The organism is Kitasatospora sp. GP30 (genome assembly GCF_029892145.1).
Lineage (GTDB): Bacteria > Actinomycetota > Actinomycetes > Streptomycetales > Streptomycetaceae > Kitasatospora > Kitasatospora acidiphila.
The window spans coordinates 1-15189 of sequence record NZ_JARZAH010000051.1; the positions used below are offsets into that span (position 1 = coordinate 1).

12 protein-coding genes and 1 pseudogene are annotated in these 15189 nt (G+C 70.1%); 5 read left to right on the forward strand and 8 right to left on the reverse strand.

Going from position 1 to position 15189, the window contains the following annotated elements; translation table 11 throughout:
- The 5 genes and pseudogenes from P3T35_RS36805 to P3T35_RS36825 form a co-directional block, all read left to right on the forward strand.
- Nucleotides 1-245 (forward strand): annotated as a pseudogene (locus tag P3T35_RS36805) (ATP-binding protein); the annotation flags it as partial.
- A 328-nt stretch (nucleotides 246-573) separates the two neighbouring features.
- The gene (locus tag P3T35_RS36810; RefSeq protein WP_280709346.1) at nucleotides 574-4113 is read left to right on the forward strand and encodes a nitrate- and nitrite sensing domain-containing protein; all 3540 of its coding nucleotides are present in this window, start codon (nucleotides 574-576) and stop codon (nucleotides 4111-4113) included.
- A 10-nt stretch (nucleotides 4114-4123) separates the two neighbouring features.
- The gene (locus tag P3T35_RS36815; RefSeq protein ID WP_101382322.1) at nucleotides 4124-4537 is read left to right on the forward strand and encodes a roadblock/LC7 domain-containing protein; all 414 of its coding nucleotides are present in this window, start codon (nucleotides 4124-4126) and stop codon (nucleotides 4535-4537) included.
- 200 nt (nucleotides 4538-4737) lie between these two features.
- Complete coding sequence (locus tag P3T35_RS36820; RefSeq protein WP_280709347.1) at nucleotides 4738-5352, forward strand: DUF742 domain-containing protein; 615 nt, start codon at nucleotides 4738-4740, stop codon at nucleotides 5350-5352.
- The gene (locus tag P3T35_RS36825; RefSeq protein ID WP_101382321.1) at nucleotides 5333-5911 is read left to right on the forward strand and encodes an ATP/GTP-binding protein; all 579 of its coding nucleotides are present in this window, start codon (nucleotides 5333-5335) and stop codon (nucleotides 5909-5911) included. Before P3T35_RS36820 ends, P3T35_RS36825 begins: the two co-directional genes overlap by 20 nt.
- Nucleotides 5912-5985: 74 nt before the next feature.
- On the opposite strand, the gene cimA is transcribed toward P3T35_RS36825, so the two are convergent.
- From cimA to ilvN, 8 genes are all read right to left on the reverse strand, one after another.
- Complete coding sequence (gene cimA / locus P3T35_RS36830; protein ID WP_101382320.1) at nucleotides 5986-7593, reverse strand: citramalate synthase; 1608 nt, start codon at nucleotides 7591-7593, stop codon at nucleotides 5986-5988.
- Nucleotides 7594-8058: 465 nt separating this feature from the next.
- Nucleotides 8059-9177 carry a branched-chain amino acid aminotransferase gene (locus P3T35_RS36835; protein ID WP_101382319.1) on the reverse strand — a complete coding sequence of 373 codons (1119 nt, stop codon included), beginning with the start codon at nucleotides 9175-9177 and terminating at the stop codon, nucleotides 8059-8061.
- Between the two features lie 146 nt (nucleotides 9178-9323).
- Nucleotides 9324-10391, reverse strand: coding sequence for a 3-isopropylmalate dehydrogenase (locus P3T35_RS36840; protein WP_101382318.1), 1068 nt, complete (start codon nucleotides 10389-10391; stop codon nucleotides 9324-9326).
- Between the two features lie 10 nt (nucleotides 10392-10401).
- Nucleotides 10402-11025 carry a Uma2 family endonuclease gene (locus P3T35_RS36845; protein ID WP_101382317.1) on the reverse strand — a complete coding sequence of 208 codons (624 nt, stop codon included), beginning with the start codon at nucleotides 11023-11025 and terminating at the stop codon, nucleotides 10402-10404.
- A 138-nt stretch (nucleotides 11026-11163) separates the two neighbouring features.
- Nucleotides 11164-11346, reverse strand: a complete 183-nt coding sequence (locus P3T35_RS36850; RefSeq protein WP_101382316.1) for a hypothetical protein — start codon at nucleotides 11344-11346, stop codon at nucleotides 11164-11166.
- Between the two features lie 325 nt (nucleotides 11347-11671).
- Nucleotides 11672-13273 (reverse strand): phosphoglycerate dehydrogenase, encoded by a 1602-nt coding sequence (serA, locus tag P3T35_RS36855; protein ID WP_280709348.1) that lies wholly within the window; start codon nucleotides 13271-13273, stop codon nucleotides 11672-11674.
- 287 nt (nucleotides 13274-13560) lie between these two features.
- Nucleotides 13561-14556: a ketol-acid reductoisomerase gene (ilvC, locus tag P3T35_RS36860; RefSeq protein WP_101382315.1), complete on the reverse strand. Its 996-nt coding sequence runs from the start codon at nucleotides 14554-14556 to the stop codon at nucleotides 13561-13563.
- An 80-nt stretch (nucleotides 14557-14636) separates the two neighbouring features.
- Nucleotides 14637-15161, reverse strand: a complete 525-nt coding sequence (gene ilvN, locus P3T35_RS36865) for an acetolactate synthase small subunit (RefSeq protein ID WP_101382314.1) — start codon at nucleotides 15159-15161, stop codon at nucleotides 14637-14639.
- Nucleotides 15162-15189: the final 28 nt, after the last annotated feature.

Below are 15189 nucleotides of genomic sequence, written 5' to 3' on the forward strand. Positions count from 1 at the left end.
TCGACACCCGCCGCCTCGCCGACTGCTTCCCCGCCCTCGACTACTTCGAGAACTCCGGGCTCCCCTTCGTCGTCGCCCTCAACGGCTTCGACGGCTACCAACCGCACACCGCCGACGAAGTCCGAGAAGCACTGCAACTCGGACCCGACACCCCCATCGTCACCCTCGACGCCCGCCGCCGAGACAGCGCCAAGAGCGCCCTGATAACCCTGGTCGAACACGCACTGCTCGCCAGATTGCGGTAACGGAAAGCGGGGACCTCGGGATCGAGGTCCCCGCTGTGTATCGCATAACGGTTCGGTAGGCATTTCGGACGTTTTCTGCACCGAGCGTAGTGGTTCGAGTGCGCTCGGCTCATGAGTCCTGGCTGATTGGTCGGCCCTGTGGACGTATGTCCGAATTGTTCTCCGGCGGGCAGCCCACCGGGCCTGTTTTGTCCCCTCCCCTTGCACGTGCTGAAATTCCAGCTACCCCGAAGTCACCACAGGCAGTTCCACCCAGCAGCGGGCTGCGGCCCGGGGTAAGCCGCTGGATTGATCCATGGCCGCTGAGCGGCCGAGAGGTTGTTGTCGAGTGAGGCGTAAGCAGCCAGTCACCCCGCAGCGGCGCCCCGAGCCCCGCGATGACCGCAGCGCCCAGAGCAACGCCGGTTTCTCCGCCTTCACGGCGAAGTCCGAGCAGCAGGGCCTGCCCGGCGGGCCGAACGGCGCCCGTCCGACCCCCGGCCCGGCGACCGAGACCCTGGAGAACGGCGACGACCGCCAGGGCTCCGGCAGTCGGTACGAGTTCCTGGCCTTCCGCAACTGGCGAGTGCCGACCCGCCTGATCGCCATTCTGCTGATCCCGGTCGTCATCGGCCTGGTCTTCGGTGGCATGCGTGTCAACAGCTCCTTCAGCAGCTATCTACGCGCGGCACATGAGGAGAAGGCCGCCGAGCTCGCCCGCGCCGCCACCGATCTGGCCGACGCGCTGGAGAACGAGCGCGACCTGACCATGATCCCGCTCACCACCGGCTCGGACCCGCAGGGTCAGGTGGCCAAGTACCGCGGCATCACCGACCAGGACCTGCAGAAGTACACCGCCGCCTACAACGCCGTCGTCAAGGACAACGACGCCGAGCTGGCCCGGCGCAACTACTCGGCCCAGGTCGGCCTGGCCAACCTGCAGCACCTGCGGGACAACGCCTACAAGCCCGAGCTGTACGCCAGCGCCACCCAGGCCGCGTACTCGGCGATGATCGACCCGCTGCTCGCCTTCGACAACTCCGTCGGTACCGGTAGTGCCGCCGGTGTGGCCCGCGGCCGCGCGATCTACGCCATCTCGCTCGCCAAGGCCTCCGCCTCCAGCCAGCGCGACCTGATGCTGCAGGTGATGGTCGGTTCGGCCATCGACCGCAACACCCACGAAGAGAACTCCGACCTGATCCAGGACCTGCTGGTCTCGGCGAAGCTCGAGGGTGTCTCGATGACCGAGTTCACCAACGGCTCCAGCCCCGCCGACGCGGGCGCCTACGCCAACCAGCTGGTCGCCCAGGACGCGATCGACAAGAACGCGCCGCTGCGGATGCCCGACGGCGCCACCTTGCCGACCATGAGCGGCCTGATGGGCCTCGCCATGGGCTTCTCGGACGCCGCCCAGATCGGCCACCAGAACGGCGACGCCCAGGCCGCCGCCGAGCTCGCGGCCTCCCAGCAGGCCGGTCTGGTGCCGGCCAACTGGCTGCAGGCCACCGACAGCCACATCAAGCCGCTGCGCGGCACCGAGTCGGCGCTGCTCGACAGCGTGGTGCAGGACGCCACCAACACCAAGGACAACGCCCAGTCCGACGCCATCCTCAACTCGGCGATCGTGATCGGCGCGCTGGCCCTGGCCGGTCTGCTCACCGGCTTCATCGCCCGCTCGATGATCCTCGGCATGCGCGTCCTGAACACCTCCGCGCTGCAGATCGCCAACCACCGCCTGCCCGACCTGGTCGAGAAGCTCTCCAAGACCGACCCGGACCGGGTGGACACCAACGTCGAAGAGATCGCCCTCTGGGGCAAGGACGAAATCGGCGAGGTGGCCCGGGCCTTCGACCAGGTCCACCGGCAGGCGGTCGCACTCGCCGCCGAGCAGGCCCTGCTCCGAGGCAACCTGAACGCGATCTTCTCCAACCTGTCGCGCCGCAGCCAGAGCCTGATCCAGCGCCAGCTGGCACTGATCACCGACCTGGAGAACAACGAGGCCGACCCGGACCAGCTGGAGAACCTCTTCAAGCTGGACCACCTGGCCACCCGCATGCGCCGCAACGGTGAGAACCTGCTGGTTCTGGCCGGTGAGGAGCCGGGCCGCCGCTGGAACACCCCGGTGCCGCTGGTCGACGTGCTCCGCGCCGCCGCCTCCGAGGTGGAGCAGTACGAGCGCATCGAGCTCTCCGGCATCCCGGAGGCCGAGGTCGTCGGCGCCGCCGTGACCGACCTCGTCCACCTGCTCGCCGAGCTGCTGGAGAACGCCACCTCGTTCTCCAGCCCGCAGACCCGGGTCAGCGTCAACGCGGCCCGGCTGCCGGACGGCCGCGTGCTGGTCGAGATCCACGACAAGGGCATCGGCCTCAGCGCCGAGGACTTCGCCGAGATCAACGAGAAGCTGGCCGATCCGCCCACCGTCGACGCCTCGATCTCGCGCCGCATGGGCCTGTTCGTGGTCGGCCGGCTCTCCGACCGCCACAACATCCGGGTCCAGCTGCGTCCCTCCGGCGAGTCGGCCGGCACCACCTCGCTGGTCATGCTTCCGGCCGGCCTCACCCACATGCGGGCGATGCCGGAGCCGGAGGAGGAGTTCACGGTCTCCCGGATCTTCAACGACCAGGGCGCCGACCAGTGGGGGCAGGACGCGTTCCCGGCCCAGCCCACCGCGGCCGAGCTCGGCTTCGACGACAACCTGTCGGCCGGCGACAACTCCGGCGGCTTCAGCCCCGCGCTGGACTCGATGCAGCGCACGCTGCGCCTGGAGCAGCGCCGCAAGAACGTGCTGGAGTCCGGTCCCGGTTTCCAGGAGCCGGCCCAGCAGCCCGGCCGCACCGACGGCCCGGGTGAGTTCGCTCCCGGCGGCTACCCGCAGCAGGGTGGCCACCAGGACCGGTACGGCCAGCAACCGGAGTACGTGGACGCCGAGTTCGTCGAGAGCGAGCCGGAGTACCAGGGCTACCAGCAGCAGCCGCAGCCGCCGCAGCAGCCGTACCAGCAGGAGTGCTACTACGCGGAGCCGGGCTACGGTCAGGCCACCCGCCAGGACCAGTACGGCCAGCAGAACTACTACGGCGAGCAGCAGCAGCCACAGCCGCAGCAGTACGCCGAGTACCAGCAGTACCAGCAGGGTTACCAGGAGCCCGCGCGGTTCGACGGCTTCTCGCCCCGGACCGCCGAGCGGGCCGGCGGCCACCCGTACCCCGAGCAGGCCCCGGCGCTGCCGGCCGCGCCCCAGCCGCCGGCGACCCCGGTCGCTCCGGTTGCCCCGGCTGCCCCGGCTGCCCCGATCGCCAACCGGCAGCAGAACGTGCTCGGTTCCGGCCTGCCGCAGCGCCGCCCCGGCGAGCAGCTGGCCGCCGGTGGCGCCGGGCCGAGCGCCCGGGCGATCGGTGCCCCGAACCGCGGCGAGCAGCCGAACTGGTTCACCGGTGCCAAGGACACCTCCGGCATGGCGGGCGACGACTCGCGCAGCCACGTGGTGTCCGGGCTGGGTGCCTCCGGTCCCACCGGACCGACCACCGCTGCCTGGCAGGGCGCCAACGACGACAGCTGGCAGCGCGCCGAACAGCTGCGCGAGCCGGCCGCCGGTGGGGTGACCGGTGCCGGTCTGCCGCGCCGGGTGCCCAAGCAGAACCTGGTGCCCGGTAACGCCAAGCCCGCGAGCGTCGACGGACCGCAGGTCTCCCGCAGCCCCGAAGAGGTGCGCGGACGCCTGACCAACCTGCGTCGCGGTGTCGAGCAGGCTCGCATCGCGAGTGGTGACCCGAGCACCACTGGAAGCTTCCGGATCGACCCCCAAGACATGTCCCGGCCGGGCCGGACCGGGCTGGGACAGCCGAACAACAGCACCGATCTCTTCGGCGGCTCGAACCACCAGGAGCGTTGAGTTGACTCAGATGAGCCAGGCCGCACAGAACCTGAACTGGCTGATCACCAATTTCGTGGACAACACCCCCGGGGTGTCGCACACGGTGGTGGTCTCCGCTGACGGGCTCCTGCTCGCCATGTCCGAGGGCTTCCCCCGGGACCGCGCCGACCAGCTGGCCGCGGTCGCCTCCGGCCTCACCTCCCTCACCTCCGGCGCCAGCCGGATCTTCGAGGGCGGCGAGGTCAACCAGACCGTGGTCGAGATGGAGCGCGGCTTCCTCTTCCTGATGGCTGTCAGCGACGGGTCCTCGCTCGCCGTACTGGCCGCCCCCGACTCCGACATCGGCCTTGTCGGTTACGAGATGGCCCTGCTCGTCGACCGGGCCGGTGCCGTCCTCACTCCCGCCCTGCGCGCGGAACTCCAGGGCAGCCTCCTGCACTGAGGCGTCCGCCGCGTGCTGATGTTGTGTCAGACACCACCCCGGTGCTGGCATGCCGTCAGCTCCGTAGTACTTGTAGTATCCAGCCGCCCGGTCCGGGTCCGCTTCGGCGGACTCGGCTTCGGGCGTTGTACGGCCCCTCGCACCACCGGCCGCGCCACGCACGTCGCACCGCACCGCAGCATCCTGTGAGGAGAGGAACCGTGACACCGCCCGACGAAAGCCAAGGCCAGTACGGCGTGCCGTATCCGGGGACCGGCCATGACGCGTTCGGGGTACCCGGCGCCGCGCAGGGTCTCGGCTACGGCCAACCGCAGTACGGCGAGGAGTACGGCCAGCTCGGCAGTCAGGACCAGCTGTACCAGCAGCAGGCCCAGGCCCAGGGAATGCCGCAGGCCGTACCCCAGCCGACACCGGGTTACCGGCCCACCCCCGCCCCGGCACCGTCCTACGACGAGTCCGAGGACGAGGACGCCGGTCCGCTGATCCGGCCGTTCGCGATGACCGGGGGTCGCACCCGGCCGCGGTACGAACTGGCCCTGGAGGCGCTGGTCTCCGCCAATGTCGACGAGGATCGCCTGGCCACGCTGCTGCCCGAGCACCAGCGGATCTGCACCCTCTGCGCCACCGAGGTGAAGTCGGTGGCCGAGGTGTCCGCGCTGCTCTCGCTGCCGCTGGGGGTGGCCCGGATCCTCGTCGCCGACCTGGCCGAAGCCGGCCTGGTCGCCATCCACCAGCCCGCCGCCGGGGGCGAATCCGGCAACCAGCCCGACGTCACGCTGCTCGAAAGGGTCCTCAGTGGACTTCGCAAGCTCTAGCCCCGCCACCCGGGCCACCACCTCGGCGAAGATCGTCGTCGCGGGCGGCTTCGGCGTCGGCAAGACCACGCTGGTCGGCGCCGTCTCCGAAATCAACCCCCTGCGCACCGAAGCCGTCATGACCAGCGCCTCCGCCGGCATCGACGACCTCACCCACACCGGCGGCAAGACCACCACCACCGTCGCCATGGACTTCGGCCGCATCACCCTCGACGAAGACCTCATCCTCTACCTCTTCGGCACCCCCGGCCAGGACCGCTTCTGGTTCATGTGGGACGACCTCGTCCGCGGCGCCATCGGCGCCGTCGTCCTCGTCGACACCCGCCGCCTCGCCGACTGCTTCCCCGCCCTCGACTACTTCGAGAACTCCGGGCTCCCCTTCGTCGTCGCCCTCAACGGCTTCGACGGCCACCAGGCCCACACCCCCGACGAAGTCCGAGAAGCACTGCAACTAGGACCCGACACCCCCATCATCACCCTCGACGCCCGCCGCCGAGACAGCGCCAAGAGCGCCCTCATAACCCTGGTCGAACACGCACTGCTGGCTCGTCTGCGGTAGCCACTGGTTTGTGGCAGGGGCCCCGCGGGTGTGCGGGGCCCCTTTTTGACGGCTGGTCGGTTACTGAGTGCCCGTCAGTCCTCCGGGGTGACACCGGCCTTGAGCAGGCTGTAGGTGTAGGCGTCCTGCAGCGCCACCCAGGAGGCGGCGACCACGTTGTCGGCCACCCCGACGGTGGACCAGCTGCCGGTGCCGTCGGTGCTCTCGATCAGCACCCGGGTGCGCGAGCCGGTGCCGTGCTGGCCCTCCAGGATGCGGACCTTGTAGTCGGCCAGCTCCAAGTGGGCCAGTTGCGGGTAGATCCGCTCCAGCGCCGCGCGCAGCGCCTTGTCCAGGGCGTCCACCGGACCGTTGCCCTCACCGGTGGCGATCATCCGCTCGCCCTTGGCCCAGAGCTTCACGGTGGCCTCGTTGGCCCCCGCACCGTCCGGGGTCTGCTCGCTGATGGTCCGCCAGGACTCCAGCGTGAAGAACTCCGACGGGCGGCCGAACACCTCGTCGCGGAGCAGCAGTTCGAAGGATGCGTCGGCGGCCTCGTAGGTGTAGCCCTGCAGCTCCTGCTCCTTGACCCGGGCCACCACCCGGCCGGCCAGCGCGCGGTCGCTGGAGAGGTCGTAGCCGAGCTCCCGCCCCTTGAGCTCGATCGAGGCCCGGCCCGCCATGTCGGAGACCAGCATCCGCATGGTGTTGCCGACCAGCTCGGGGTCGATGTGCTGGTACAGGTCCGGGTCCACCTTGATCGCCGAGGCGTGCAGACCGGCCTTGTGCGCGAACGCCGAGAAGCCGACGTACGGCTGGTGGGTGGACGGCGTCAGGTTGACCACCTCGGCGATGGCGTGCGAGATCCGGGTCATCTCGGCCAGCTTGCCGGGCGGCAGCACCCGGCGGTCGTACTTGATCTCCAGGGCGCCGACCACCGGGAAGAGGTTGGCGTTACCCACCCGCTCGCCGTAGCCGTTGGCGGTGCACTGCACATGGGTGGCGCCGGCGTCCACCGCGGCCAGGGTGTTGGCCACCGCGCAGCCGGTGTCGTCCTGGGCGTGGATGCCGAGCCGGGCGCCGGTGGCGGCCAGCACGTCGGCCACGATCTCCCGCACCGAGCCGGGCAGCATCCCGCCGTTGGTGTCGCAGAGCACCACCACGTCGGCGCCGGCCTGGTGCGCGGCGCGGACCACGTCCAGGGCGTAGTCGCGGTTGGCCCGGTAGCCGTCGAAGAAGTGCTCGCAGTCGATGAAGACCCGGCGGCCCTGCGCCTTCAGGTGGCTGACGCTGTCCCGGACCATCTCCAGGTTCTCGGCCAGCGTGGTGCGCAGCGCCAACTCCACGTGCCGGTCGTGCGACTTGGCGACCAGGGTGACCACCGGGGCGCCGGAGTTCAGCAGCGCGGCCAGCTGCGGATCGTCCGCCGCGCTGCCGCCGGCCCGCCGGGTGGCGCCGAACGCGACCAGCTGGGCGTGCTTGAGGTCGAGCTCCGCCCGGGCGCGGGCGAAGAACTCGGTGTCCCGGGGATTGGCCCCCGGCCAGCCCCCCTCGATGTACCCGACCCCGAAGTCGTCCAGATACCGGGCGATGGTCAGCTTGTCCGCCACCGTGAGGTTGATCCCCTCGCGCTGCGCGCCGTCGCGCAGAGTGGTGTCGAACACGTGGAAGCTGTCGTCGGGGCGTGCACTGCCGTCGGTCATGGCTCTGGGTTCTCCGTTCGGGGAGAGAGTTGCTGCTGCCGGTATTCGAGTCCCCCGGCTCCACTGTCCGCCCTCCCGCGCGCCACCCGGAAACCGTTCCCCGCCTGCTGGGCGGGGGCGGGGTTCCGGGTCCTGCCCGGTCGGCGTGTGGTGGGCCGACCGGGCAAAACAAAAGACCCCTCGCGGGTGCGAGAGGTCTGCGCGCGGGTCTGAGGACACGGTGGTCGCCCCGCGGGTTCACCACGGAACGGTCACTGCGGACCGGCGCGCCTGCTGCTAATAATCAGCGAAAGCGAGGACACGCTTGCAGTCTTGCACAGGTTCACGGAGTGGGTCGGGATGTCTCGCGATCCGGGACGGGTGTCCGACGGAAGAGCGCACCCGTGTCGAGGGAGAAGGAGAAGGGGGCGGGGAGGCCGCACCCGGGCGCCCCGCTCTGGCGAGGCGCCCGGGTGCGGTGCGTCGTCAGGCCTTGACGATCGGGTGCCGCCAGCCGTGGGTGTCCTCGACCGTGCCGGCCTGGATGCCGAGCAGGCGCTCGCGCAGGCGCATGGTGACCGGGCCGGGCTCGCCGGTGCCGACGGTCCAGTCCGCACGGGTGGACTTGACCGAGCCGACCGGGGTAATCGCGGCGGCGGTGCCGCAGGCGAAGACCTCGGTGAGGGTGCCGTCGGCGTTGCCCTGCTTCCACTCGTCGGTGGAGATCTTGCGCTCCTCGGTGGCGTAGCCGAGGTCGGCGGCGACGCTGAGCAGCGAGTCGCGGGTGATGCCGGGCAGCAGCGCGCCGGAGAGCGCCGGGGTGACGACCTTCGCGTTCTCCCCCTCGCCGAAGACGAAGTAGAGGTTCATGCCCCCCATCTCCTCGATCCACTTGTGCTCGGCCGCGTCCAGCCAGACCACCTGGTCGCAGCCCTGGGCCGTGGCCTGCGCGAAGGCGACCAGCGAGGCGGCGTAGTTGCCGGCGCACTTGGCCGCGCCGGTGCCGCCGGGCGCGGCGCGCACGTACTCCTCGGAGAGCCAGACCGAGACCGGCTTGACGCCGCCCGGGAAGTAGGCGCCGGCCGGGGAGGCGATCACGATGAAGATGTACTCGTTGGCCGGACGGACGCCCAGGCCGACCTCGGTGGCGAACATGAACGGACGCAGGTAGAGGCTCTGCTCCGGCTGGTTCGGCACCCAGTCGCGGTCCTGCTGGACCAGCAGCTCGACGGCCTCCACGAACGCCTCGGCCGGCAGCTCCGGCATCGCCAGCCGGCGGGCCGAGGCCTGGAAGCGGGCCGCGTTGGCCTCCGGACGGAAGGTGGCGATCGAGCCGTCGGGCTGGCGGTAGGCCTTGAGGCCCTCGAAGATGGCCTGCCCGTAGTGCAGGGTCATGTTCGCCGGGTCGATCTCCATCGGCGCGTACGGGGTGAGCTGGGCTTCGTGCCAGCCGCGGCCCTCGGTCCAGCGGATGGTGACCATGTGGTCGGTGAAGATCCGGCCGAATCCGGGGTTCGCCAGCCGGGCCTCGCGCTCGGCCGCGGGCAGCGGGTGCGCGGAGGGCTTGAGCTCGAACGTGATGGGCGCCTGGGTGGGCGTGGTCATGGCTTCAGTCCTTCACCGTGGGGTTGGTCAGGGCCGAGCCGCCATGTGTGCGTGAACGCAGAACGGCACGACCCACTGTTGATAGTCGCATCTCAGGGGCCGTGCCGAACAGCTGTCGGGGTTGTGAGTGCCTCTCAGCCGGCCCGTCAGCCGGATACTCGGGCCGCGAGCGCGTCGCCGACCTGCGAGGTGCTGCGGGCGTCCGGGCCGCGCCCGGCCAGGTCGGCGGCGACCGCCGCCTCGACCCGGGCGGCCTCGGCGGCGTAGCCGAGGTGGTCGAGGAGCATGGCGACCGACAGCACGGTGGCGGTCGGGTCGGCCTTGCCCTGGCCCGCGATGTCCGGGGCGGAACCGTGCACGGGCTCGAACATCGACGGGTATGCGCCGGAGGGGTTGATGTTGCCGCTGGCCGCCAGGCCGATGCCACCGGTGACGGCGGCGGCCAGGTCGGTCAGGATGTCGCCGAACAGGTTGTCGGTGACGATCACGTCGAACCGCTCGGGCTGGGTGACGAAGAAGATCGTCGCGGCGTCGACGTGCAGGTAGTCGGTGCTGACCTCGGGGTACTCCGCGGCGACCTGCTGGAAGATCCGGGCCCACAGGTGGCCGGCGTGCACCAGCACGTTGTTCTTGTGCACCAGGGTCAGCTTCTTGCGCGGCCGGGCGGCGGCGCGGCGGAACGCGTCCCGGACCACCCGCTCGATGCCGAACGCGGTGTTGAGGCTGACCTCGGTGGCCACCTCCTGCGCGGTCCCGGTGCGCAGCGAGCCGCCGTTGCCCACGTACGGGCCCTCGGTGCCCTCGCGGACCACCACGAAGTCGATCTCGGGTCGTGTCAAAGACGCGCTATCCGGCTGGTGCCCCGCCAGCGGGGACTTCGCCCCCGGCAGCAGCTTGCCCGGCCGCAGGTTGACGTAGTGGTCGAAGGCGAACCGCAGCTTCAGCAGCAGCCCGCGCTCCAGCACCCCGGACGGCACCGACGGATCCCCGATCGCCCCGAGCAGGATCGCGTCGTGCTCCTTGAGCGACGCGAGCGTCTCGTCCGACAGGGTCTCCCCCGTCGCGTGGTAGCGCCGGGCCCCGAGGTCGTACTCGGCGGTCTCCAGCTTGACGCCGGAGGGAAGGACGGCGGTCAGCACCTTGAGACCTTCGGCCACCACCTCCTGGCCGATGCCGTCACCGGGGATCACTGCGAGACGAAGGGTGCGAGACATGTGGGAGACGCTACTCCGGCGTCCCAGGTGATGACATCTCTGGTCCACTATTCGGACGGATGGCTAGGGCGATGTCGAGCGGGAACGGGTGATCAACCTTGAGTCGGTCGTGGAAGATCCCGGTCGTGGCATAGCTGTTGGTGGCCGGGTCGAGCTCGTAGGTGTACACCACGGGACGACCCTCGTCGCTCTCCACGCGCCAGAAGTAGCGGATGCCGGCGGCAGCGTACTTGCGAGGCTTGATCACGCGGTCGCGTTCCTTGGACTCCGGGGAAACCACCTCGACCGCCAGCAGCACATCACCGGGGCTGAGCCACGTCTCTTCAGCAGCGGCGTCAGGTGGAAGCGGAGCCACCATCAGATCCGGTTCAGGCCGGTTCCGCTTCCCCAGGACCACCGAGAACTCGCGGCTGACGTCCCATCCGGGAGGGATCACCGCCATCAGCGCGTTCTCCAGCAACCGGACAGTCCAGTAGTGAAACCGCGACTGCGGACTCCTGAAAACCAGGTTCCCGTCGATCAGCTCCGTGTGCGGAGGCAGGTCTGGGAGCCGATCAAGATCCTCGGCCGTCCAGCCGCCGACCGGTGGCCGCAGCCACTCCGGGAACGGTTCGACGCTCATCATCACTCCCATGCGAGAGATTCTGGCGGTGCCCCCAAGGCTACCCGGCGGATCCGACCACGAAATCACCCGAACGTGTCCAGGATCGCCGTGGACGCTGGTCGCCAGGTGGGCCCGGTGACGCCGCCGGGCCCGTCCCGCCGGGTGACCTCAGTGGCCGGTGGAGCCGCCGTTGTCGCGGCGGTCCAGGGAGCGCTGCAGGGCGGCCGCGCAGGCGGCGCTGGTGTCGGGGGTGGCGAGGGCGAGGCCGCGCCGGCGGCGGCGGGCTGCCGCGGTGGCGCCGGCCGCGGCCGGGGCGTTGTCGCGGGCGTGCAGGTTGCTGGTGAGGGGCATACCGGGCTCCTGGGTTCACGGACGCCGCAGCGGCGTCGGAGGAGGAAAGAGGAGGGGTGGTACGCCTGGCGGGGATCGCCCGCCGCACTGCGTACGTGCACACACGGCCCGCGGCTCGCCGGACGAACGGTGGGTCCGGGAGCGGGTACACCGGGTGCCATTTCACGGTACGCCCGCGCCCGGCGGCTGTCTCTACATTTAGTTGGATTTCCTAGTATCTGAGACGACGGCACTCCGGACGCCGACCGCGAACGGGCCCGACTCCCCCCGAAGGACAAGGCCCGGACCGCGCAGCGCGGTCCGGGCCCCGGGGGCTGAGAAGGCGTCAGCCGAGATCCACCGAACGGGCGAACTTGGCGCCGATCTCGGCCGCGATCTCGGCGAGTACCTCCTGCGGGATCTGGGAGTCGACGGTGATCGAGGCCAGCACGTCATTGGTGGTGCCGTCACGGGAGACCTGCATGCCGGCGATGTTGATGCCGGCGTCGCCGAGGATCCGGCCCAGGGTGCCGACCACGCCGGGGCGGTCGTCGTACTTGAAGAAGGCCATGTGGTCGGTGAGCGCGATGTCGACCTCGAAGGCGTCCACGCCGACGATCTTCTGCTGCAGCTTGGGGCCGGAGAGGGTGCCGGAGATGGCGATCTCGGAGCCGTTGGCCAGGGTGCCGCGCACGGTGATCACGTTGCGGTGGTCGGCGCTCTCGCTGCTGGTGGTCAGCCGCACCTCGACGCCGCGCTCCTGGGCGAACAGCGGGGCGTTGACGTAGGACACGGTCTCGGCCACCACATCCTCGAACACGCCCTTGAGCGCCGAGAGTTCGAGCACCTTGACGTCGTGCTGGGTGATCTCGCCGCGCACCTCGACATCGAGCCGCACCGCCACCTCGCCGGCCAGCGCGGTGAAGATCCGGCCGAGCCGCTCGGCCAGCGGCAGCCCGGGCCGGACGTCCTCGGCGATCACGCCGCCCTGCACGTTGACCGCGTCCGGAACCAGCTCACCGGCCAGCGCCAGGCGGACCGACCTGGCGACCGAGATGCCGGCCTTCTCCTGCGCCTCGTCGGTGGAGGCGCCCAGGTGCGGGGTGGCCACCACGTTGTCGAAGGTGAAGAGCGGGGAGTCGGTGCACGGCTCCTTGGCGTAGACGTCCAGGCCGGCGCCTGCCACCCGGCCCTCCTTGAGGGCGCTGAGCAGGGCCGCCTCGTCGATGATGCCGCCGCGGGCCGCGTTGACGATCCGCACCGTCGGCTTGACCTTGTGCAGCGCCTCGTCGCCGATCAGGCCGATCGTCTCGGGGGTCTTGGGCAGGTGCACGGTGATGAAGTCGGCGACCTCCAGCAGCTCGTCGAGGGAGAGCAGCTTGACGCCCATCTGGGCGGCGCGGGCGGCCTGGATGTAGGGGTCGTAGGCGACGATCTTCATGCCGAAGGCCGACATCCGCTGGGCCACCAGCACGCCGATCCGGCCCAGCCCCACCACGCCGAGGGTCTTCTCGGCCAGCTCGACGCCGGTGTACTTGTTGCGCTTCCACTCGCCGGCCTTGAGCGCGGCGTTCGCGGGCGCGATGTTGCGGGCCACCGAGATCAGCAGGCCGCAGGCGAGTTCGGCGGCGGTGACGATGTTGGAGGTGGGCGCGTTGACGACCATCACGCCGGCCTTGGTGGCGGCGGAGACGTCCACGTTGTCCAGGCCGACGCCGGCCCGGGCGACGACCTTGAGCTTCTTGGCGGCGGCCAGCGCCTCGGCGTCGATCCGGGTGGCGGAACGGATCAGGATGGCGTCGACGTCCGCGATGGCGGTCAGCAGCTCGGTGCGGTCGGCTCCGTCGCAGTGCCGGATCTCGAAGTCCGGGCCCAGGGCGTCTACGGTCGCCGGCGACAGCTCTTCGGCGATCAGCACCACGGCGTTCTTGGAAGTGACAGTGCTCACGACAGTTCGTCCTTACTGTCCGGTTCTCCCCGCCGCGGGCATCGGCCGGCGCAGACACGTGGGAGGCGTGACCGGCTCGTTGCGGTCCGGCGGACATGGGGGTTTGGTGGCATGCCGCGTGGATAGACGCACGACGCTGTGGGCCTGACGCGCACTCGGAAGTGTATCGACGGACCGGGGGGTTTCCTGCTCCCGTGCGGCGAAATCACCCGCACGGGACCAGACGGCTTGTACAGCGGGGACGGGACCGCCCGGACGGTCCCGTCCCCATGCTGCCGGCTGCCGGCTCAGGCCTCCTTGACCCAGCTCATCAGCTTGCGCAGCTCGCGGCCGGTGGTCTCCAGCAGGTGGTCCGAGTCGGCCTTCTTGTACTCGTTGTACTTGGGCAGGCCGGCCTTGTACTCGGCGATCCAGGTGTTGGCGAAGGTGCCGTCCTGGATCTCGGCGAGGACCTGCTTCATCTCGGCCTTGGTGGCGTCGGTGATGATCCGCGGGCCGGTGACGTAGTCGCCCCACTCGGCGGTCTCGGAGACCGACCAGCGCATCTTCTCCAGGCCGCCCTCGTACATCAGGTCGACGATCAGCTTCAGCTCGTGCATGCACTCGAAGTAGGCGATCTCCGGCTGGTAGCCGGCCTCCACCAGAGTCTCGAAACCGGCCTTGACCAGGGCGGCGGTACCGCCGCAGAGCACGGCCTGCTCGCCGAACAGGTCGGTCTCGGTCTCCTCGGTGAAGGTGGTCTTGATGACGCCGGCCTTGGTGCCGCCGATGCCCTTGGCGTAGGACAGCGCCAGGTCGAAGGCCTTGCCGGTGGCGTCCTGCTCGACCGCGACGATGCACGGCACGCCGCGGCCCTCCTCGTACTGGCGGCGGACCAGGTGGCCCGGGCCCTTCGGGGCGACCATGCAGACGTCGACGTCGGCCGGGGGCTTGATGAAGCCGTAGCGGATGTTCAGGCCGTGGCCGAAGAACAGCGCGTCGCCGGCCTTCAGGTTGGGGGCGATGTCCGCCTGGTAGACGTCGGCCTGGACCGGGTCCGGCACCAGGATCATGATGACGTCGGCCTCGGCGGCCGCCTCGGCCGCAGTGGTCACCCGCAGGCCGGCCTCCTCGGCCGCCGCACGGGACTTGGACTCCGGCTTCAGGCCGACCCGGACGTCCACACCCGAGTCACGCAGCGACAGCGCGTGGGCGTGGCCCTGGCTGCCGTAGCCGATGACCGCGACCTTGCGGCCCTGGATGATGGACAGGTCGGCGTCGTCTTCGTAGAACAGCTCGGCCACGGTGGGCTTTCTCCTTGGGTGTATCGCGTCGGTGTCCAGCCACCGTACGCGTGGGTTAAGGGGTTTGAGGGGAGGCGCTACTACGCGCTGCGGTCCAGGGCGCGCAGCGACCGGTCGGTGATCGAACGGGCACCGCGCCCGATCGCCACCAGGCCGGACTGCACCAGCTCCTTGATGCCGAAGGGCTCCAGCATCCGCAGCATCGCCTCCAACTTGTCGGAGCTGCCGGTCGCTTCGATGGTCACGGCGTCCGGCGACACGTCCACGGTCTTGGCGCGGAAGAGCTGCACGATCTCGACGACCTGGGACCGGGTCTCGTTGTCCGCCCGGACCTTGACCAGGACCAGTTCCCGCTGGATCGCAGCGGACTGGTCGAGCTCGACGATCTTTATCACGTTGACCAGCTTGTTGAGCTGCTTGGTGACCTGCTCCAGGGGCAGGTCCTCGACGTTGACCACGATGGTCATCCGGGAGACGTCCGGATGCTCGGTCGCGCCGACGGCGAGGGAGTCGATGTTGAAGCCCCGACGGGAGAACAGCGCGGCCACCCGGGCCAGCGCGCCGGGCTTGTTCTCGACCAGGACGGAGAGGGTGTGCTTGGACATGGCTTCTGGGGTTCCCTTGGTCCGTTGG